This is a genomic window from Xanthomonas sp. NCPPB 1132, from assembly GCF_056629235.1.
In genome coordinates, this window is the sequence record NZ_CM152819.1 from 1,333,832 (window position 1) to 1,354,793 (window position 20,962).

The window sequence follows — 20,962 nt, forward strand, 5'->3', positions numbered from 1 at the left end:
CGTCTGTTCGCAACGTAATCGGACAGGCGCCTTCCATCGAGGAGCGCACACTGTGTCCGATCTTGATCAGGTCACGTTGAACGCCGGCGACAAGTCGGTCGTTCTTCCGGTACTCAAGCCCACCCTGGGCAACGATTGCGTCGACATCTCCAAGTTGACCAAGGAGACCGGTCTCTTCACCTACGACTCGGGCTTCACCGCGACCGCCAGCTGCAAGTCGGCGATCACCTACATCGACGGCGACAACGGCGTGCTGCTGTACCGCGGCTACCCGATCGAGCAGTTGGCCGAGAAGTCCAACTTCCTCGAAGTGGCCTACCTGCTGATGAACGGCGAGCTGCCCACCGCCGACGAATTCAAGAAGTTCGACCACGAAGTGACGCATCACACGATGATGCACGAGTCGCTGAAGAACTTTCTCGGCGGCTTCCGCCACGACGCGCACCCGATGGCGATGCTGGCCGGTAGCGTGGCCTCGCTGTCGGCGTTCTACCACGACACCCTCGACCTCAACGATCCGGAGCAGCGCCGCCTGGCCGCGATCCGCCTGATCGCCAAGGTGCCGACCATCGCCGCCGCCGCCTACCGCTACTCCATCGGCTGGCCGATCCGCTACCCGCGCAACAACCTCGGCTACGTCGAGCGCTTCCTGCACATGATGTTCGAGGTGCCGAGCGAGCAGCTGCAGATGAACCCGGTCGTGGCCAAGGCCCTGGACCTGTTGTTCATTCTGCACGCCGACCACGAGCAGAACGCCTCGACCTCGACCGTGCGTCTGGTCGGTTCCACCGGCGCCAACCCGTACGCCTCGGTCGCCGCTGGCATCACCGCGCTGTGGGGCCCGGCGCACGGCGGCGCCAACGAAGCCGTGCTGAAGATGCTGGAAGAGATCGGCACCGCCGACAACGTCGAGAGCGCCGTGGCCAAGGCCAAGGACAAGAACTCGAGCTTCCGCCTGATGGGCTTCGGCCACCGCGTGTACAAGAACTTCGACCCGCGCGCGAAGATCATCCGCGAGATGACCCACAAGGTGCTGGGCGAGCTGGGCGTCAACGACCCGCTGCTGGAAGTGGCGCTGAAGCTGGAAGAGGCCGCGCTGAAGGACGACTACTTCGTGCAGCGCAAGCTGTACCCGAACGTCGACTTCTACTCGGGCATCATCTACAAGGCGCTGAATATCCCGGTGGAGATGTTCACTGTGATGTTCGCCATCGCCCGTACCGCCGGCTGGGTCTCGCACTGGCTGGAGCAGCAGGTCGACCCGGAAATGAAGATCGGCCGTCCGCGCCAGATCTACACCGGCTACGACAAGCGCGACTACACCAGCGCCGACAAGCGCTGATCGATCGCCTCAACGCTGTCAGGAACGCCCCGCCTCGCGGGGCGTTTTTGTTTGCGCGGTCGAAGCGGGGAAGGGCTGGCGTCCGCCTCGCCTCGCCGCGCGCGCATGCGTCATGGCACGGCGCCCGCCGCAGCCAATGCGTGGCGCGCTGCCGCGCTCAGCCGTACTGGTAGTCGGCGATGTCCTGCTCGGTCAGCAGTTGCCGCAGTTGCGGCATCGAGGCGCGGCGCATCGGCTTCTCGTCCACCTGCGACAGCGGCGCCTGGCGCAGCGCGTCGTAGGGCAGCACGGTCAGGTCGAAGGTCAGCTCCTCGGCGGTGAACAGCCATACCGGGAAGTCCTCGCTGCGCTCGCGGTCCAGGCGCAGCCGGCGGCTGCGCAACTCGGCCGGGATGCGGTGCTCTTCCAGGAAGCGCGCCACCGCCTCGGCATCGTCGCTGTGCAGATGCAACTGCACCGGACTGTTGGCGTCGGCGGTGCCGTCGTGCACCGGTCCGGCCAGGCGCGGCGCGAACGCGTGCAGGAAGTCCATCGCGCGCAGCGCCGCCTCGCGCCGCCGGCGCAGTTCGCCGGCATGGTCGGGGCCGGCGAACAGCCGCTGGTATTCGCGCAGGGCGTCCTCGATCTCGCTGTTGCGTGGCAGCGAGGCATCGTCGTGGATGCCAAGCCGGTCGGCGGCCTTGAGCTTGGCCTGGTGGAAATCGCGGATGCCGCCTTCGGCCATCAGGCGGGCGGCTTCGTGCGCCAGCCGGCGGCGGCGTTCGTGCGTGCGGGTCCGGGCATGTTGCCGAGCGTGGTGCATGGAGCGCCTCCCCTCAAAGCCTGCCCCGACTGTACCGCAGCCTTGCGAAATTCGGGTGTAGCCGGTGCCGCTGCCTGAGGCGGCGTCCGCCGGGCGAGGGGCGCCCGGCGGGAACTGCTGCCCCGGCGAGCGCCGGGGCAGGGGATACGACGCGATCAGAAGATGTCGAAGGCCGCGTCGTCGGTCTTCTGGTCCTGCAGGCTTTCGTCGAACTGCTGGATGCGGTCCATGTCCTCGGTCTTGACCCATTCGGTAGCGCCGTTGAGGGTGACCTGGACCATGCCGCCGGGCGGGTCGTTGTGGGCGATCGGCTGGTCCTTCAGTGCGACCCGCATGTAGTCGATCCAGATCGGCAACGCCGCCTTGCCGCCGTACTCGCGATAACCCAGCGAACGGTAGTCGTCGCGGCCGACCCAGACGGTGGTCACGTACGGGCCGCCGAAGCCGGAGAACCAGGCGTCGCGGTGGTCGTTGGTGGAGCCGGTCTTGCCGCCGACGTCCTCGCGGCCGAGCACCTTGGCCGGGGTGCCGGTGCCGCGCTGGACCACGTCGCGCATCATCGACACCAACTGATAGGCGGTGCGCTCGTCGATGGCGCGCGGCGCCACCTTGGCCTCGGGGTCGGCGGGCTTTTCCGCTGCCGCCGCCGTGGCCGCGGTCTCTGCCGGCTTGGTCGCCGGCGGCGGCGTGGCCGCGCCGAAGTTGAAGCCGTCCACCACCTGGCTGACCGGCGCGGCGTTGCCGCCGACGCTGCCGCAGCTGCGGCAGGCGGTCAGCGGATGCTCCTGGAACAGCACCTTGCCGTCGCGGTCGGTGACCTTGTCGATGATCCAGGTATTGACCAGCGAGCCGCCGTTGGCGAACACGGTATAGCCGCGCGCCACCGACAGCGGGGTCAGCGAGGCGGTGCCCAGCGACATCGACAGGTTCGGCGGCAGCTCGGCTTCCTGGAAGCCGAACTGGCTGATGTACTTGCGCGCGAAGTCCACGCCGATGGCATCCAGCAGGCGCACCGAGACCAGGTTGCGCGACTGCACCAGCGCTTCGCGCAGGCGCATCGGGCCGCGGAAGCCACCGCCGTCGTTCTGCGGCGACCAGGTCTTGCCGCGGCGGTCGCGGAACACCACCGGCGCGTCGAGCACGATCGAGGCCGGGTTGAAGCCCTTCTCGAACGAGGCCGCGTACAGGAACGGCTTGAAGCTGGAGCCGGGCTGGCGGCGCGCCTGGGTGGCGCGGTTGAACTTGTTGCCGGCATAGCTGAAGCCGCCGACCATGGCGCGCAGCGCGCCGTTGTTGGCGTCCAGCGAGACCAGGGCGGCCTGGCCGCGCGGGATCTGGGTGATCTCCCACTCGCCCGGCTTGTCGCCGGCCTGGATGCGCACCAGGTCGCCACGCTTGAGCAGGGTGGCCGGGCTGCGCCCGGTCCAGCGGCTGGCGGCCACCGGCAGCACCAGTTCGGTCTTGTTGGCGAGCACCACGGTGGCGCTGCCGTCGCTGCCGGTGCTGGCGACGATGCTCGGCAGCATCCCGCCCTGCACGTAGACGCCGCTCAGGTGGCTGGCCAGCGACGCCGCATCGGCATTGGCGGGGACGTCGAAGTGCTTCTCGACGCCATGCCAGCCATGGCGGCGATCGTAGACGACCAGGCCCTCGCGCACCGCATGGTTGGCCGCGGTCTGCAGGGTCGAATCGATGCTGGTGTAGACGTGGTAGCCCTTGTCCAGCACGTCGCCGCCGAAGCGCGCGATCATCTCCTGGCGCACCAGTTCGGCCACGTAGGGTGCCTCGACCTCGACGGGGCGTTCGTGCGGCGCGGCGTGCATCGGCACCGCCTTGGCCGCCTCGGCCTCGGCCGGGGTGATGAAGCCCAGCGCGGCCATGCGGCTGAGCACATAGTTGTCGCGGCGCTGCTTGGCGCGCTCGGGGTTGCTGATCGGGTTGCCGCTGGAGGGGAACTTGGGGATGCCGGCCAGCGAGGCCATCTCGTCCAGGCTCAGCTCGTTGAGCTTCTTGCCGTAGTAGTACTCGGCGGCGGCGGCGATGCCGTAGGCGCGGTTGCCGAAGAAGCTCTTGTTCAGATACAGCTCGAAGATCTCGTCCTTGGTCAGTTCGGCCTCGATCTTGCGCGCCAGCAGGATCTCCGCCAGCTTGCGGGTGTAGCTGTATTCCGAGCTCAGGAAGAACTGGCGGGCGACCTGCTGGGTGATGGTGGAGCCGCCCGGCACGCGCTTGTCGTTGGTGGTGGCCAGCAGCCACACCGCGCGGGCGATACCCTTGTAGTCGACCCCGCCATGCTCGTAGAAGCGGGCGTCCTCGGTGGCCAGGAAGGCCTGCTTCAGCCGCTCCGGCACGTCCTTCATGGTGATGGGGTAGCGTCGGGTCTCGCCGAACAGCGCCATCAGCTTGCCGTCGCTGGAGTAGACGTACATGGGCTCCTGCAGTTCGACCTTGCGCAGGGTCTGCACGTCCGGGAGCTTGGAGGAGACGACGTAGTACAGCCCGCCTGCCACGGCGGCGCCGACCAGGCCGAGGAGGACGAACAAGACCAGCGCCCAGCGCAGCCAACGACGAAAACGGGGCATCGCGAGAGATTCCGATTGCAGATTTCTTGGGCGCAGAGTATAGAGTACGCCGGGGAACGGCTGGGGCCGGTTCCGGGGATGCGACGGGTTTGCTGCCGCAGGTCATGCCGTGACACGGATCGCGGTATGCAACCGGGCGGTTGCCAATTGCAAAAAATTTGTTATTAATGCGCTGGCGCAACATTGGCGTCCAAGTGCCCGCCGGCAGGGGAAAATCCGTGGGGCTTATCCCAAAGAGTCAGCAGCCGCTGATCGGCATCGACATCAGCTCGACCGCGGTCAAGCTGCTGCAGCTTTCGCGTAACGGCAACCGATTCCGCGTCGAGCATTACGCCGTCGAACCCTTGCCGCCCAATGCCGTGGTCGAAAAGAACATCGTCGAGGTCGAGGCGGTGGGCGAGGCGATCCGCCGCGCCGTGACCCGGTCGGGCACCCGTGCCAAGCATGCCGCGGCTGCCGTGGCCGGCTCGGCGGTGATCACCAAGGTGATCCCGATGCCGGCCGAGCTGGACGAGAACGAGCTGGAAGCCCAGGTCGAGCTGGAGGCGGTGAATTACATCCCGTACCCGATCGACGAAGTGAACCTGGATTTCGAGGTGCTGGGCGTCATCCCCAACAATCCCGAGATGGTGCAGGTGCTGCTGGCGGCCTCGCGCTCGGAGAACGTGGAACTGCGCCAGTCGGCCCTGGAACTGGGCGGCCTGGTGGCCAAGGTGATGGACGTGGAGGCCTTCGCGGTCGAGAACGCCTTCGCGCTGGTGGCCAGCGAGCTGCCGGTGGCCGCCGACGGCATCGTCGCCCTGGTCGACATCGGCGCCACCATGACCACCCTCAACGTCCTGCGCGGCGGGCGCAGCCTGTACAGCCGCGAACAGGTGTTCGGCGGCAAGCAACTGACCGACGAAGTGATGCGCCGCTACGGCCTGACCTACGAGGAAGCCGGCATGGCCAAGCGCCAGGGCGGGCTGCCGGAGAGCTACGAGGTCGAGGTGCTGGAACCGTTCAAGGAAGCCACGGTGCAGCAGATCAGCCGCCTGCTGCAGTTCTTCTACGCCGGTAGCGAATTCAACCGGGTCGACCACATCGTCCTGGTGGGGGGCTGCGCGGCCCTGGCCGGGCTGCCGGAGATGGTGGAGGAGCAACTGGGCGTGGCTACGGTGGTCGCCAACCCGTTGGCGCAGATGACCCTGGGGCCGAAGGTGCAGGCGCATGCGCTGGCCCAGGACGCGCCGGCGCTGATGATCGCCACCGGCCTGGCGCTGAGGAGCTTCGACTGATGGCGAAGATCAATCTGCTGCCCTGGCGGGCGGAACGGCGCAAGCAGCGCGAACGCGAGTTCTACTCGATGCTTGGCCTGGCCGCGTTCGCCGGGGTGCTGCTGGCGGGGCTGATCTGGTTCTACTACGACCTGCAGATCAGCGGCCAGAACGAGCGCAACGCGTATCTGCAGACCGAGATCGAGAAGGTCCAGGCGCAGAACAAGGAAATCGACACCCTCGACGAGAAGAAGCGCCGGCTGCTGGCGCGCAAGCAGGTCATCGAGGAACTGCAGGCCAAGCGCTCGCAGATGGTGCACCTGTTCGACTCGCTGGTGCGGACCATTCCCGACGGCGTGGTGCTGACCTCGGTGAAGCAGGAGGGCGACATGCTGACCCTGGAAGGCCGCTCGCAGTCCAATGCACGGGTCAGTACCTACATGCGCAACCTGGAAGGTTCGGGCTGGATGACCAACCCGGAGCTGACGGTGATCGAGGCCAAGGCGCAGGAGAAGGAAGCCAAGGGTCCGATCGTCGACACCAAGGCGCTGCCGTACGTGTTCACGCTGCGGGTCAAGCTGCCGGTGCCCGGCGAGAGCACCGTTCCGGCGGCCGACGCGACGGCACCCGGCGGTGCGGCGACGCCCGCCACGCCGGCCGCAGCACCTGCCGGCGTCGCGCCAGGCACGCCGGCGCAGGCACCGGCTGCCCCCGCACCTGCCACGGGGAGCGCCGCCGCACCGGCGCCGGCCACCGCGCCGGCTCCCGCCGCCAAGCCAGTGCAACAGGGACCGGCGTCATGAGCAAGAAATTCAACATCAAAGAGCTGGATTTCAACAATCTCGGCAATTGGCCGCAGCAGGCCAAGATCGTGTTCTGCGTGCTGGTGACCCTGTTCATTCTGGCCATTTCCTGGTTCCTGCTGATCAGCAGCAAGAGCGACGAGTTGCAGACGCTGGAGCAGAAGGAAACCGAGCTGCGCGCCTCCTTCGAGAAGGAGCAGAGCCGTGCGGTGAACCTGCAGCCGCTGAAGCAGCAACTGGTGCAGATGGAGCAGGTGCTGCAGCAGATGCTGCGGCAGTTGCCGAGCAAGACCGAGATGCCCGACCTGATCATCGACATCTCGCAGACCGCGCTGTCCAGCGGCCTGACCAACGAGTTGTTCCAGCCGGGTCCGGAGTCGCCGAAGGAGTTCTACGCGGAGAAGCCGATCGCCCTGCGCATGGTCGGCAGCTACCACCAGTTCGGCGCCTTCGTCAGCGGTGTGGCCTCGCTGCCGCGGGTGGTGATCCTGACCATGCACGACATCAACCTGAAACCGCGCGACAAGAGCAACGGCATCACCGCGCGCGGCGAGCTGGAACTGTCCGGCACGGTCAAGACCTATCGCTATCTGGACGACAAGGAAATGGCCGACCAGGAACAGGCTGCGGCGGCCGCGAAGAAGGCCGGCAAGCAAGGCGGTGGCGCATGAGCCGGCAGCAACGCATGCTCAGGATTCTCGCCACGGCCGCGCTGGCGCTGGTGCTTGGCGCCTGCGGTCGCACCATTACCAGCACGCCGGGCGATGCGCCGAACCTGGAGAACTGGGTGAAGGAAGTGCGCGCACGACCGGCGCAGCCGCTGGAGCCGTTGCCGGTGATGCAGCAGTTCGAGACGTTCGAATATGCGGCGCAGGGCCTGCGCGATCCGTTCAGCGATGCCTGGGCCAACCCCGACGGCAGCAGCGGCCTGCGCCCGGATCCGAACCGCCGCAAGGAGCCGCTGGAACAGTTCCCGCTGGACAGCCTCAACATGGTCGGCACGCTGGGCAGCGGTGCCGGCCAGGTGGCGCTGGTGATGGCGCCGGACAAGGTGACCTACCGCGTGCGTCCGGGCGTGTACATGGGGCAGAGCGATGGCCGCGTGACCGGGGTGCACGAGGATCGCATCGATTTGATTGAACTGGTGCCGGATGGCGCCGGCGGCTGGCTGGAACGTCCCGCCTCCGTCGCGCTGGACGATCAATGATTGATTATGGGGATAGCACGATGACTTTTTCCAAAGCCCTGAGCCTGCGCCCCATCCGGCGCCACGCGACGATGCGGCTATGCGCCTTGGGGTTGGCGGCGATGCTCGGGAACGCGGTCGTCGCCATTGCGGCAACGCCTGCCGCGCCTGCTGCCGCACCTGCCGCGCCCGCGGCGGCGCCAGCCAAGCTCACGGTGTCGAAGATCGACTTCAAGCGCGGCGACGGCGGCGCGGGGCGGCTGATCCTTTCGTTCAACGGCAGCGGCGCCAGCCCGGACCTGCGCACCCAGGGCAACAACGTCGTGGTCGACGTCGGTAATGCCGTGCTGCCGCCGGAACTGCAGCGTCCGCTCAACGTCACCGACTTCGCGACCCCGGTGCAGCGCATCGATGCCAAGCCCTATGCCGGCGGTGCCGAGCTGGTGCTGAACACCAATGGCGGCTTCGAATCCCTGGCCTATCAGTCCGGGAACGAGTATGTGGTCGAGATCACCCCGCGCGCCGCCGCGCCGGCGGTGGGCGCGGTCACCGCCACCACGGTGAGCCAGGCCGCCGCGCAGGTCGCTGCCCGCGGCTACAGCGGCAAGCCGGTGACCTTCAACTTCCAGGACGTGCCGGTGCGCACGGTGCTGCAGTTGATCGCCGAGGAGTCCAATCTCAACATCGTCGCCTCCGACACCGCCCAGGGCAGTGTCACCCTGCGCCTGGTCAACGTGCCGTGGGACCAGGCGCTGGACATCGTGCTGCGCGCCAAGGGCCTGGACAAGCGCCGCGACGGCAAGGTGATCTGGGTCGCGCCGCAGCAGGAACTGGCCAAGTTCGAGCAGGACAAGGAAGACGCGCGCATCGCGATCGAGAACCGCGAGGACCTGATCACCGACTACGTGCAGATCAACTATCACAGCGCCACCGCGATCTTCAAGGCGCTGACCGAGGCCAAGGGTATCGGTGGTAGTGGTGGCGGTGGTGGTGGAAACGGCGGCAGCAACGGTAACAGCCAGAACGACAACGGCTTCCTGTCGCCGCGTGGGCGCATCGTCGCCGACGAGCGCACCAACACGCTGATGATCAGTGACATCCCGAAGAAGGTCGCGCAGATGCGCGAGCTGATCAACGTGATCGACCGCCCGGTCGACCAGGTGCTGATCGAAGGCCGCATCGTCATTGCGACCGATACTTTCGCGCGTGACTTGGGCGCTAAATTTGGTATTGGTGGCACCCACACCTACAGTGGAGGAAATGTCGCGACGATCGGTAGCACCGCTACCGGCGGGAATACGTCGGCCACGCGCGGGCTCAATGTCGATCTGAGCGGGAAAACCTTCACTACGCCTGCCACGTTGCCAAGCCTCGCGTACACACTGCTTGGCGCCAACTTCAATCTGGATCTCGAGCTGTCTGCCTTGCAGGAAGAAGGGCGCGGCGAAGTGATTTCCAATCCTCGCATCGTGACGTCCAACCAGCGCGAGGCGGTGATCCGCCAAGGCAAGGAAATCGGTTACGTCACCATCACCGGCGGTACCGCCGGTACTGCCGCTACCCCGAATGTGCAGTTCAAGGAAGTGCTGCTGGAACTCAAGGTGACGCCGACCATTACCGACGACAACCGCATCTTCTTGAACATGAACGTGAAGAAGGATGAGGTCGACAGCTACGTGACGCTCAGCGGTTACGGTACGGTGCCCATCATCAATCGTCGCGAAATCAATACCGCGGTGCTGGTGGACGATGGGCAAACCGTGGTGATCGGTGGCGTCTATGAGTTCAACGATCGCAGCAGCATTTCCAAGGTGCCGTTCCTGGGCGATGTACCGTTCCTGGGCAACCTGTTCAAGAAGCGCGGCCGCAGCAAGGACAAGGCCGAACTGTTGATCTTCGTGACACCGAAAGTGATGCGCGTGGCCAAGCGCGCCGGCTGATCGGCGGACAAGGCGGGATCCTCCGACGGGAGAGGCGCGAGCCTCTCCCGTCGGCGTTTATGCTGCGTGGATGAGGAAATCCTGAATTCGCCGCACGCGGCGTCGGCCGCGCGCGGAACCATTTTCACCGGTGATCGGTCAGACTGCGCAAATGAACACGTCATCCTCACCCCTCGATTCTCCGCCGGCCGCGCCCGAGCAGCAGCGCCTGCACGCCGCCTTCGTCGCCCTGCGCGACGGCCTGTCCCAGACCATCGTCGGTCAGTCGGCGCTGGTGGAACGTCTGCTGATCGCGCTGCTCGCCGACGGCCATCTGCTGGTCGAAGGCGCGCCCGGCCTGGCCAAGACCACGGCGATCCGCGCGCTGGCCTCGCGCCTGGAAGCGGACTTCGCCCGCGTGCAGTTCACGCCCGACCTGCTCCCGGCCGACCTTACCGGCACCGAGGTGTGGCGTCCGCAGGAAAGCCGCTTCGAGTTCCTGCCCGGGCCGATCTTCCATCCGATCCTGCTCGCCGACGAAATCAACCGCGCACCGGCCAAGGTGCAGTCGGCGCTGCTCGAAGCGATGGGCGAGCGTCAGGTCACCGTCGGCCGGCATACCTATGCGCTGCCGAAGCTGTTCCTGGTGATGGCGACGCAGAATCCGATCGAGCAGGAGGGCACCTTCCCGCTGCCGGAGGCGCAGTTGGACCGCTTCCTGATGCATGTGCGGATCGGCTATCCGGAGGCGGCCGCGGAAGCGGAGATCCTGCGCCTGGCGCGCGAGCGCGCTCGCGAGACATTGGAGGCGGGCGAGGCACCGCCGCCGCGCATGCCGCTGGAAGACGTGTTCGCGGCGCGCCGCGCGGTGCTGGCGTTGCACATGGCGCCGCCGCTGGAGCGCTATCTGATCGAACTGGTGCTGGCCTCGCGCGACGCCAGCGGCTACGACCCCGCATTGGCGCGGCGCATCGCCTGGGGGGCAAGCCCACGCGGCTCGATCGCGCTGGAGCGTTGCGCCCGCGCCCGTGCGTGGCTGGCCGGACGCGACTTCGTCACGCCCGACGACGTGCGCGCGGTCGCCGCCGATGTGCTGCGCCATCGCGTGCTGCCCAGCTATGAAGCCACCGCCGAAGGCTGGGACGGCGATCGCCTGGTCGCCGCCCTGCTGGACAAGGTGCCGCCGCCGTGAGCGGGCGCCACCAAGCACGGCTGCTGTCCGCTACCCGCCTGCGCGCGGAGTAACGACGATGGCACCGCAGCCGACCGCGCCGGGCATGCCGCACGCCGCCGCGCCGGCCGAGGCGGGGATCCGCCCCAGCCTGGCCGAGCTGGTGGCCCTGCGCGCTGCGGTCGCGCGCATTCCACCGCCGCGCCGCGGCCGTCATGGCCTCAGTGGGGCCGCCCCGTCGCCGATGCGCGGGCGCGGCATGGAGTACGCCGAATCGCGCGAGTACGTGGTGGGCGATGACGTGCGGCACATCGATTGGCGGCTGACTGCGCGCAGCGGCCGCACCCACACCAAATTGTTTCAGGCCGAGCGCGAACGCCTCAGCCTGATCGTCGCCGATACCGCGCCGTCGCTGTACTTCGGCACCCGCGTCCGCTTCAAGTCGGTGCAGGCCGCGCGTGCCGGCGCGGTGGCGGCGTGGGCGGCGCAGCGCCAGGGCGATCGGCTGGCCGCCTTGCGCGGCAGCCGCAGCGAAGCGCCGGTGCCGCCCGCATCCGGACCGCGCGGCGTGCTGCGTGTGCTCGATGCGTTGGCACGCTGGTACGCACAGCCGCCGCAGGACGACGCCGGACTCGGCATGGCGCTGGATCACGCAGCCAAGCTGCTGCGTCCGGGATCGCGCCTGACCGTGCTGGCCGATCCGGCCAGCGCGCAGGCAGTGCCCGCCGCGCGCTGGGCGGCACTGGCGCTGCACAACGAAGTGGAACTGCTGCTGCTCGCCGACCCGTTGGAAGTGCAGCCGCCGCGCGCGGCCCTGCCGTTCTGGGCGAGCGGCCGCCGCGTGGAAGTGGATCTGCTGGCGAGCGCCGCGCAACAGCGCTGGCGCGCGCAGTTCGTGCAGCCGCTGGAAACCCTGGCCGCAGAACTGCCGGGCCGCGGTGTGCAGGTGCGGGTGCTGTTGAGCGACGCGCCCAGCGAGTCGTGGTTGCTGCCGGTGCAGCGGGGCGCGACGCCATGAGCCCGCAGCAACTTCAACTACGCGATGTGCACCTGCCGCCGGCACCGGCGTGGTGGCCGCCCGCACCGGGCTGGTGGATGCTGGCGGCCGTGCTGCTGCTGGCGATCGGTGCGGCGCTGTTCGTGTGGTTGCGTCGGCGCCAGCGCGTGCAGCGCTGGCAGCGCCAGTTCGACGCGGCAACGCGTACGGGCGAACCGCCGGCGCAGGTGGCCGCGGTCTCGGAGCTGCTGCGGCGCGCGGCGCAACGCCGCGATCCGGCCGCTGCGGCACTGCAGGGCGAAGAGTGGTTGCGGTTCCTGGATGGCGGCGACAAACACCAGGCGTTCTCCGCCGGCCCCGGCCGCGTGTTGCTCGACGGTGGCTACCGCCCCAGCCTCGACCCGGCACAGGTGCAGGCGTTGCTGCCGCTGGCGCGGCGCCGGTTCCTGGCGTTGATGGCGGCGACGCGGCGCGGAGGACGGCGATGAGCCTGTTGCCGTCGTCGTGGCAGAGCCTCAGCGACCTGCTGGCCGGTTTCGCCTGGCCCTGGATGTGGCTGGCGATGCCGCTGCCCTTGCTGGCCAACCTGCTGCTGCCGGCGCGGCGCGGCAATGCGCCGGCCCTGCGCGTGCCCTATGGCGAACGCCTGCAGGCCGTGGCCGCCGCGCCGGCGCGCGGCGGATTGTGGCGCGCCAGCGTGTGGCTGGCATGGCTGGCCTGGTTCTGTCTGTGCGCAGCGGCGGCGCGTCCGCTGCAACTGGGCGAACCCATCATGCCGCCGCAGCAGGCACGCCAGTTGATGCTGGCGGTGGATCTGTCCGGCAGCATGAGCGAGCCGGACATGACCCTGGGCGGACGCGTGGTCGATCGCCTCACCGCGGCCAAGGCGGTGCTGGCCGACTTCCTCGACCGCCGCGACGGCGACCGCATCGGCCTGCTGGTGTTCGGCCAGCAGGCGTATGCGCTGACCCCGTTGACCGCCGATCTGGCCACGGTACGCGACCAGTTGCGCGACAGCGTGGTCGGCCTGGCCGGGCGCGAGACCGCGTTGGGCGATGCGATCGCGCTGGCGGTCAAGCGCCTGCGCGAGCAGAAGCAGGGCGAGCGCGTGCTGATCGTGCTCACCGACGGCGTCAACACCGCCGGCGTGCTCGACCCGCTGAAGGCCGCGGAACTGGCCAAGGCCGAACACGTGCGCGTGTACACCATCGCCTTCGGCGGCGATGGCGGCATGTCCCTGTTCGGCCTGCCGATCCCCGGCAGCGGCGGCGACGACCAGGTTGACGAGGACACACTGCGCAAGATCGCGCAGGACACCGGTGGGCGCTTCTTCCGCGCCCGCGATACCGCCGAGCTGGCGTCGATCTATGCCGAACTGGACCGGCTCGAGCCGGTGCGTTCGGCCGGCCCGGCGGTGCGGCCGCGGATCGAACGCTACGCCTGGCCGCTGGCCGCAGCGCTGGTCCTGGCCTTGCTGTCCTTCATCTGGCCCTGGAGGCGGCAATGACCCGCGTGGCGGAGTTCTTCCAGGCCCTGCACCTGCTGCGCCCCGAATGGCTGTGGGCGCTGCTGTTGCTGCCGTTGCTGGCATGGAGCTGGTGGCGGCGGCGCCGGCGCCGGGACATCTGGCGGCGCACGGTGGACCCGCATCTGCTGCCGCACCTGCTGGCGCGCGGCGATGCCAAGGGCAGCGCCGGCCTGTTGCTGGGCGTGCTGGGGTATGCGCTGGCCGTGTTGGCGCTGGCCGGGCCGAGTTGGCGCCAGGAACAGCAGCCGCTGTGGCAGGCGCGCACGCCGTTGGTGATCGCGCTGGATCTGTCCGCGCAGATCGACGCGCGCGACCTGCCGCCGTCGCGGCTGCTGCAGGCACGGGCCAAGCTGGCGCGGCTGCTGCACGAGCGCGCCGGCGGCGAAGTGGCGCTGGTGGCCTACGCTGGCGAGCCGTACACGGTGGCGCCGCTGACCGACGATGCGGCGAACGTGGGCCTGTTCCTGGACGCGCTGTCGCCACAGGTGATGCCGGTGGCGGGGCAGCGCACCGATCTGGCGATCGACTGGGCGGCGCAGTTGTTGCGCCAGGCCGGCTTCTCCCGCGGCGACATCCTGGTGCTCAGCGACCAGGCCGACGCGCAGGCGCAGCAGGCGGCGGCGCGTGCGGCGGGGCAGGGCTATCACGTGTCCGCGTTGGGATTGGGGACCGCGCAAGGCGCCGCCTACCGCGACGACCAGGGCCGGCTCGCGCACGCGCAACTGGATGCGGACTCGTTGCGCGCGCTGGCGGCGGCCGGCACCGGTCGCTACGCCGGGCTGACGCCCGACGAGACGGATCTGCGCGCGCTTGGCGTGCTGCGGCCGCAGGAAGAGGATGCGACGGCCGCCGACGAAAGCCATGGCCGGGTCTGGCTGGACCAGGGCTACTGGTTGTTGCCGCCGCTGATGCTGCTGGCATTGCTCGCGTTCCGCCGTCGCGGTGGCGCCGCGGTGCTGCTGCTGGTGTTGGTGCCGCTGGCGGCGCCGCTCCCGGTGCATGCGCAGGCACCGGCGCCGCCACAGGCACAGATGCCGCCACCCGGTCCTGTCGCAGGCGGATTGTGGGAACGTGCCGACCAGGTCCGCCAGCAACGGCTGGACGCGGGCGTGCAGGCCTATCGCAAGGGCGATTTCGCCGCCGCGCAGCAGCAGTTCGAAGGCATCGACAGCGACGCCGGCTGGTACAACCTAGGCAATGCGCTGGCGCGCCAGGGCCGCTACGACGAGGCGATCGACGCCTACGACAAGGCGCTGAAGCTGCATCCGCAGATGGCCGATGCGATCGCCAACCGTGCGGCGGTGGAGGCGGCGCGCAAGCGCCAGTCGTCGCAGAACTCCAAATCCGGCCAGCAGGGCAAGGACGGGCAGCAGCAGAAGGGCGGGCAGTCGCAGAACGGTCAGCAACAGAGCGGCCAGCAGCAAAACGGCCAGCAGCAGTCGGGTCAACAGCAGAACGGTGCGCAGAAGGACCAGCAGCAGAAGGACGGGCAGCAACAGAACGGCCAGCAGCGGGACGGCCAGCAGGGACGCAATGGCGCCAAGGACGCGCAGCAGGCGCCGCCGAAGCCCGGCGATGCGCAGGCGCAACAACAGGCCGATGCGGCGCAGCGCCAGCAGATGCAGCAGGCGATGGCGCAGCAGGGCGGTGCCGACAAGCAGGCCGCCGAACGCGCCGCTGCCGCCGCCAACGAGACGCCGCAGCAGCGCGAGCAGCGCCAGGCGGTGGAGGCATGGTTGCGGCGGGTGCCGGACGATCCGGGCAATCTGCTGCGCGCCAAATTCAGGCTGGAACACGAACGCAGGCAGCGGGAACAAGAACCATGATCCACTTCAGGCGACTCGGCCAGGGGACACGGCTGTGCGCGGTGCTGATGGTTGCGGCCGCGCTGCTGCTGGCGTTGCCGGCGGGCGCGGCCACGCGCGCGTGGCTGGACCGCGACAACATCGGCGCCGGCGAGGGCGTGACCCTCAACATCGAGACCGACCAGGCCGCGGCCACGCCGGACTACACGCCGTTGCGCGCGGATTTCGCGCTCAGCAACGAGGTCAAGAGCCGGCAGATGCAGATCGTCAACGGCGCGGTGTCGGCGAAGTCCTTGTTTGGCGTGATGCTGACCCCGCGCAGCACCGGCACCCTGGAGATCCCGTCGCTGCAGGTCGGCAACGAGCGCACCGCGCCATTGCGGCTGGAAGTCGCTGCGGCCAGTGCCGCGGTGCCGGCCACCACCAATGCCGATGTGCCGGCGCAGGTAGCCAATGCCGATGTGTTCGTGCAGACCGTCGTCGACGATGCAAAGCCGTACGTGCAGCAGAGCGTGGGCGTGGTGGTGCGGCTGTATCTCGGCGTGCCGCTGAGTTCGGGCGAGCTCGACCTGGACGCGCCGGCCGGCGCGTCGCTGCAGCGCGTCGGCGACGATATCCAGAACCGTCGCCAGATCGACGGACGCATGTACACGGTGATCGAGCGGCACTACCTACTGGTCCCCGAGCGCAGCGGCGCGCTGATATTGCCGGGCGCGCGATTCAACGGCCGCGGCCCCACCGGCTTCTTCGACGACTATTTCGGCCGTGGCGGCGAACTCAATGCGCGCGGCACTGCGCAGACCCTGCAGGTACGCGCGCAGCCGGCCAATGCGCCGCAGCCCTGGCTGCCGCTGCACGAACTGCGCCTGCGCTACACCGCCACGCCGCAACGCGCCAAGCCCGGGGAGGCTGCCGACATCGTGGTCGAGGCCACCGCACGCGGCGCGACGCAGGCGCAGTTCCCCGAACTGCCCACGCCCAGCGTCGATGGCGCGCAGGTGTTCGCGGAGCCGCCGCAGGTACAGGAACGCTTCGTCGACGGCGGCCCGCAGGTGACCGTCACCCGCCGTTACTCGATCGTGCCGCAGGCAGCGGGCCCGCTACTGGTGCGCGGCCTGCGCATGCCCTGGTGGGACGTCGGCGCCGGCGCTGCGCGCGAGGCCAGCCTGCCGGACCTGACCCTGCAGGTGCAGCCCGGACAGGGCGTGCCCGCGCCGGCCCCGGCTCCGGTCAGCCCGGCGGCGCCGACGCTGAGCGTGGTTCCTGCCGACACTGCGGTGACGCCGACGCACACACTGCAGGGACGGCTTGCCTCCTTGCCGCTGTGGATGGGATTGGCCGTGGGCTTCGCGGTGCTGTGGCTGCTGACCCTGGTCTGGGCCTGGCGCCGCGCGCGCCGCTCGCGCGCCGTTGCGGCACTGCCTGCCACGACGGGCAACGCGGCGCCTGCGGGCACACGCGCCGCATTGCCGGAATTGCGCAAGGCGCTGGACAGCGGCGGACTCGACGAGGTCGCGGCGATCCTGTGCGCGCAGGCCGGCGTCGCCGATCTGGATGCGATGGTGCAGCGTCTGGACGATCCGGCGCAGCGCGACGCCGTCCGGCGCATGCAGCACGCGCGCTGGGGCGGTGGCGGGGATGTGGCAGGTGCACGTGCTGCGCTGCGTACGGCGTTCGCGTCCGGTCCACGCTGGCGCGTCGCAACGCGCGGCGCGGCCGCAGACGATCTGCCGCCGCTGTATCCGAGGCGCAACGCCTGAGCCGGCGCGGCTCGCCAGCCTGCCGTCCGATGACGCGATGACGCGATGGCGCGCGGTGCGGTTTGCCAGCCTCGGCAAGCCTGCGACCTGACGTCGCGTTGTCGGCGCCCCTTGGCCAGCCGAGGCACCCGCAGCGCAACCTATGTCAGTGTGTGTTGGTCGATGTCTGCTCATGGTTTGTTAAGCTGAGTGCCTCTCCTCGCAAGGCGTACTCATGACCGACACCCCCGTGAAGGCCGAAACCGGCATGCCGTTGCACTGGAAAATGGCGATCGGCTTCGTCCTCGGGCTGGTGCTGGGCCTGGCGGTGCACATGAGCGTGGGCGGCGATGCGGCCTGGGTGCAGGCGCTGACCAAGTACCTCACCACGCCGTTCTCCAAGCTGTTCCTCAGCCTGATCTTCATGCTGATCGTGCCGCTGCTGTTCTCGGCGCTGGTGATGGGCATTTCGGAGATGGGCGACATCCGCGCGCTCGGGCGCATCGGCTGGAAGACGCTGGGCTACACGGTGGTGCTGTCGGGTGTGGCGGTGCTGCTGGGCCTGGTGCTGGTCAACGTGCTCAAGCCCGGCATCGGCGTGGATCGCGAACTGGCGCAGCAGTTGCTGCAGCAGAACGTGGAGCGCACCGCGCAGATCGTCGACCAGAGCAAGCACCAGCCGCACGGCATGGACATGCTGCTGTCGATCGTGCCCGACAACGTGGTCGCAGCCGCCTCCAGCAATGGCGCGATCCTGTCGCTGATGTTCTTCGCGGTGATGTTCGGCGTGGGCATGGTGCTCAGCGAAGACGCCAAGGTGGCGACGCTGCGCCGCGGCATCGAGGGTGTGTTCGAGATCTCGATGACCCTGATCGGGTTGGTGATCCGCCTGGCGCCGTATGCAGTGGCCTGCTTCATGTTCAACCTGGCGGCGCTGTTCGGCTTCGAGCTGCTGGTGCGGCTAGGCGCCTACGTGGGCGTGGTGGTGCTGGCGCTGGGCCTGCACATGGTGGTGAGCTACGGCGTGGCGGTGCGCCTGGCCGGGCGCTCGCCGCTGTGGTTCTTCCGCGCCACCCGCGAGGCGACGGTGATGGCGTTCTCCACCGCGTCCAGCAACGCCACCCTGCCGACCGCGCTGCGCGTGGCCGACCAGATGGGGCTGCCGCACAAGGTGTCGCGGTTCGTGCTCACCGTCGGCGCCACCGCCAACCAGAACGGCACTGCGCTGTTCGAGGGCGTGACGGTGATCTTCCTGGCGCAGTTCTTCGGCGTGGAGCTGAGCATCGCGCAGCAGTGCATGGTGATGCTGGTGTGCATCCTCGGCGGCATCGGCACCGCGGGCGTGCCGTCCGGCTCGCTGCCGGTGGTGGCGCTGATCTGCGCGATGGTCGGGGTGGACCCGGTCGGCATCGGCATGATCCTCGGCGTCAACCATTTCCTGGACATGTGCCGTACCGCGCTGAACGTGACCGGCGATCTGGCTTTGACCACGATGGTGGCCAAGGGTGAGGATGGCGGGGATTCGGGATTAGGGATTCGGGATTAGGGATTGGTAAAGGCGGCAGTGTCGCCGCCTGACCGGCCGCGCGTGAGAGCGGCCTCAGCCGCGATGGGCCTCCCGGTGAACGCCTGTCGCGGCTGAAGCCGCTCCTACGTCATCTCGGGCGTCCAGCCGGTGAGACGCTACCAATCCCCAATCCCCAATCCCCGCCTGTGGGACAATAGTGGGCCCGACGCCACGCGCCCGCTTCCGACAGATTCCTCATGACGACGCCTACCCGCCGCGAACTCGCCAATGCGATCCGTTTCCTTGCCGCCGATGCGGTCGAGGCCGCCAATTCCGGCCATCCCGGCATGCCGATGGGCATGGCCGACATCGCCGAAGTGCTGTGGAACGACTTCCTCAGCCACAACCCGAACAATCCGCACTGGTTCAACCGCGACCGCTTCGTGCTGTCCAACGGCCACGGCTCGATGCTGCAGTACGCGCTGCTGCACCTGTCCGGCTACGACCTGCCGATCGAGGAGCTCAAGCGCTTCCGCCAGCTGCACAGCAAGACCGCCGGCCACCCCGAGCGCAGCGAGACCCCGGGGGTGGAGACCACCACTGGTCCGCTCGGCCAGGGCTTTGCCAACGCGGTCGGTTTTGCGCTCGCCGAAAAGCTGCTGGCGCAGCGCTACAACCGCCCTGAGCACCAGATCGTCGACCACCGCACCTGGGTGTTCATGGGCGACGGCTGCATGATGGAGGGCGTGTCCCACGAGGCCGCCTCGCTGGCCGGCACCTGGGGCCTGGGCAAGCTGGTGGCGTTCTGGGACAACAACCATATCTCCATCGACGGCAACACCGCCGGCTGGTTCAGCGACAACACCCCGGCCCGGTTCGAGGCCTATCACTGGCACGTGATCCGCGACGTCGACGGCCAGGATGCCGATGCGGTCAAGGCCGCGATCGAGGCGGCGATCGCCGAGAGCGAGAAGCCGACCCTGATCTGCTGCCGCACCACCATCGGCTTCGGTGCGCCGACCAAGGCCGGCAAGGAATCCTCGCACGGCGCCGCGCTGGGCAAGGAAGAGCTGGAGGGCGCGCGCAAGGCGCTGAACTGGCCGTACGCACCGTTCGAGATTCCGCAGGCGATCTACGACGGCTGGCGCGCCGGTGGTGCCGGCACGCTGCGCCAGGCCGAGTGGGAGCAGGCCTTCGACAAGTACGCCAAGCAGTACCCGGCCGAAGCCGCGGAACTGACCCGCCGCTCGCACGGCGAGCTGCCGGAGGACTTCCTCGCTCAGGCCGACGCCTACATCGCCAAGCAGGCCGCCGAAGGCCAGACCATCGCCTCGCGCAAGGCCTCGCAGATGGCGATCGAAACCTTCGCGCCGCTGCTGCCGGAACTGGTCGGCGGTTCGGCCGACCTGGCGCATTCCAACCTGACCCTGTGGAAGGCCAGCAAGTCGGTCGCCAGCGACGACCCGAACGCCAACTACGTGTACTACGGCGTGCGCGAGTTCGGCATGACCGCCATCGCCAACGGCCTGGCGCTGCATGGCGGCTTCATCCCGTTCGACGCCACCTTCCTGGTGTTCAGCGACTACGCGCGCAACGGCGTGCGCATGAGCGCGCTGATCCCGGCGCATGCGATCCACGTCTACACCCACGACTCGATCGGCCTGGGCGAGGACGGCCCGACTCACCAGCCGGTGGAGCATCTGGCGTCGCTGCGCTACATCCCCAACAACGACGTGTGGCGCCCCTGCGACACCGTGGAGTCGGCGGTGAGCTGGAAGGCCGCGATCACCCGCAAGGACGGCCCGAGCTGCCTGGTGTTCAGCCGCCAGAACCTGCCGCACCAGCCGCGCAGCGCCGAGCAGATCAAGTTGATCGAGCGCGGCGGTTACGTGCTGGCCGATGCCGAAGGCGGCACGCCCGACGTGATCCTGATCGGCACCGGCTCGGAAGTGGGCCTGGCGGTGGAAGCCAAGCAGGCGCTGGATGCCGCGGGCCTGAAGACCCGCGTGGTGTCGATGCCGTGCACCGACGTGTTCGATCGCCAGGACGCCGCCTACCGCGAGTCGGTGCTGCCGGCGGCGGTGCGCAAGCGTGTGGCGGTGGAAGCCGGTGTCACCGCCTTCTGGCGCGCCTACGTGGGCCTGGACGGCGCGGTGGTGGGCATCGACAGCTTCGGTGCGTCGGCGCCGGCGAACGTGCTGTACAAGCACTTCCAGATCACCGCCGAACACGTGGTGGCGGCGGCGAAGGCGCTGTAACAGACAGCCACGATGGTGACGAAAAAGGCCGGCGCATGCCGGCCTTTTTCTTGCCTGTGTGGGTGTG

Annotated in this window: 16 protein-coding genes; 14 read left to right on the top strand and 2 right to left on the bottom strand. The window is 68.7% G+C overall.

Features of this window, described 5'->3' with window-relative positions; translation table 11 throughout:
• Window positions 1–52: 52 nt before the first annotated feature.
• A complete protein-coding gene (locus AC1G9L_RS05780) occupies window positions 53–1,342 on the top strand; it encodes a citrate synthase (protein WP_152236123.1) in 1,290 nt (429 codons plus the stop codon).
• A 157-nt stretch (window positions 1,343–1,499) separates the two neighbouring features.
• On the opposite strand, the gene AC1G9L_RS05785 is transcribed toward AC1G9L_RS05780, so the two are convergent.
• Complete coding sequence (locus AC1G9L_RS05785) at window positions 1,500–2,144, bottom strand: hypothetical protein (RefSeq protein WP_010341535.1); 645 nt, start codon at window positions 2,142–2,144, stop codon at window positions 1,500–1,502.
• 155 nt (window positions 2,145–2,299) lie between these two features.
• Window positions 2,300–4,726 (bottom strand): penicillin-binding protein 1A, encoded by a 2,427-nt coding sequence (locus tag AC1G9L_RS05790; RefSeq protein ID WP_481070457.1) that lies wholly within the window; start codon window positions 4,724–4,726, stop codon window positions 2,300–2,302.
• 218 nt (window positions 4,727–4,944) lie between these two features.
• Between AC1G9L_RS05790 and AC1G9L_RS05795 the strand changes: the two genes are divergently transcribed.
• From AC1G9L_RS05795 to tkt, 13 genes are all read left to right on the top strand, one after another.
• On the top strand, window positions 4,945–6,003 hold the full coding sequence (locus tag AC1G9L_RS05795; RefSeq protein ID WP_019799879.1) for a type IV pilus assembly protein PilM: 1,059 nt from the start codon (window positions 4,945–4,947) through the stop codon (window positions 6,001–6,003).
• Window positions 6,003–6,785 carry a PilN domain-containing protein gene (locus AC1G9L_RS05800; RefSeq protein WP_481070458.1) on the top strand — a complete coding sequence of 261 codons (783 nt, stop codon included), beginning with the start codon at window positions 6,003–6,005 and terminating at the stop codon, window positions 6,783–6,785. The genes AC1G9L_RS05795 and AC1G9L_RS05800 overlap by 1 nt, the downstream gene beginning before the upstream one ends.
• Window positions 6,782–7,456: a type IV pilus inner membrane component PilO gene (locus tag AC1G9L_RS05805; protein ID WP_010340866.1), complete on the top strand. Its 675-nt coding sequence runs from the start codon at window positions 6,782–6,784 to the stop codon at window positions 7,454–7,456. The genes AC1G9L_RS05800 and AC1G9L_RS05805 overlap by 4 nt, the downstream gene beginning before the upstream one ends.
• Window positions 7,453–7,992: a pilus assembly protein PilP gene (locus tag AC1G9L_RS05810; protein ID WP_019800796.1), complete on the top strand. Its 540-nt coding sequence runs from the start codon at window positions 7,453–7,455 to the stop codon at window positions 7,990–7,992. The genes AC1G9L_RS05805 and AC1G9L_RS05810 overlap by 4 nt, the downstream gene beginning before the upstream one ends.
• A 20-nt stretch (window positions 7,993–8,012) precedes the next feature.
• On the top strand, window positions 8,013–9,911 hold the full coding sequence (locus AC1G9L_RS05815; RefSeq protein WP_481070459.1) for a type IV pilus secretin PilQ: 1,899 nt from the start codon (window positions 8,013–8,015) through the stop codon (window positions 9,909–9,911).
• Between the two features lie 151 nt (window positions 9,912–10,062).
• A complete protein-coding gene (locus tag AC1G9L_RS05820; protein ID WP_481070460.1) occupies window positions 10,063–11,082 on the top strand; it encodes an AAA family ATPase in 1,020 nt (339 codons plus the stop codon).
• A 58-nt stretch (window positions 11,083–11,140) separates the two neighbouring features.
• Complete coding sequence (locus AC1G9L_RS05825; RefSeq protein ID WP_371184774.1) at window positions 11,141–12,079, top strand: DUF58 domain-containing protein; 939 nt, start codon at window positions 11,141–11,143, stop codon at window positions 12,077–12,079.
• On the top strand, window positions 12,076–12,546 hold the full coding sequence (locus AC1G9L_RS05830) for a DUF4381 domain-containing protein (RefSeq protein WP_481070461.1): 471 nt from the start codon (window positions 12,076–12,078) through the stop codon (window positions 12,544–12,546). The genes AC1G9L_RS05825 and AC1G9L_RS05830 overlap by 4 nt, the downstream gene beginning before the upstream one ends.
• The gene (locus AC1G9L_RS05835; protein WP_209248813.1) at window positions 12,543–13,565 is read left to right on the top strand and encodes a vWA domain-containing protein; all 1,023 of its coding nucleotides are present in this window, start codon (window positions 12,543–12,545) and stop codon (window positions 13,563–13,565) included. Before AC1G9L_RS05830 ends, AC1G9L_RS05835 begins: the two co-directional genes overlap by 4 nt.
• Window positions 13,562–15,412: a vWA domain-containing protein gene (locus AC1G9L_RS05840; protein ID WP_481070462.1), complete on the top strand. Its 1,851-nt coding sequence runs from the start codon at window positions 13,562–13,564 to the stop codon at window positions 15,410–15,412. Before AC1G9L_RS05835 ends, AC1G9L_RS05840 begins: the two co-directional genes overlap by 4 nt.
• Window positions 15,409–17,151 carry a BatD family protein gene (locus AC1G9L_RS05845; protein WP_481070463.1) on the top strand — a complete coding sequence of 581 codons (1,743 nt, stop codon included), beginning with the start codon at window positions 15,409–15,411 and terminating at the stop codon, window positions 17,149–17,151. Before AC1G9L_RS05840 ends, AC1G9L_RS05845 begins: the two co-directional genes overlap by 4 nt.
• 214 nt (window positions 17,152–17,365) lie before the next feature.
• Window positions 17,366–18,676 carry a cation:dicarboxylate symporter family transporter gene (locus AC1G9L_RS05850; protein ID WP_019799208.1) on the top strand — a complete coding sequence of 437 codons (1,311 nt, stop codon included), beginning with the start codon at window positions 17,366–17,368 and terminating at the stop codon, window positions 18,674–18,676.
• Between the two features lie 218 nt (window positions 18,677–18,894).
• Window positions 18,895–20,895 (top strand): transketolase, encoded by a 2,001-nt coding sequence (gene tkt, locus AC1G9L_RS05855; RefSeq protein ID WP_019799209.1) that lies wholly within the window; start codon window positions 18,895–18,897, stop codon window positions 20,893–20,895.
• The last annotated feature ends 67 nt before the right edge of the window (window positions 20,896–20,962 follow it).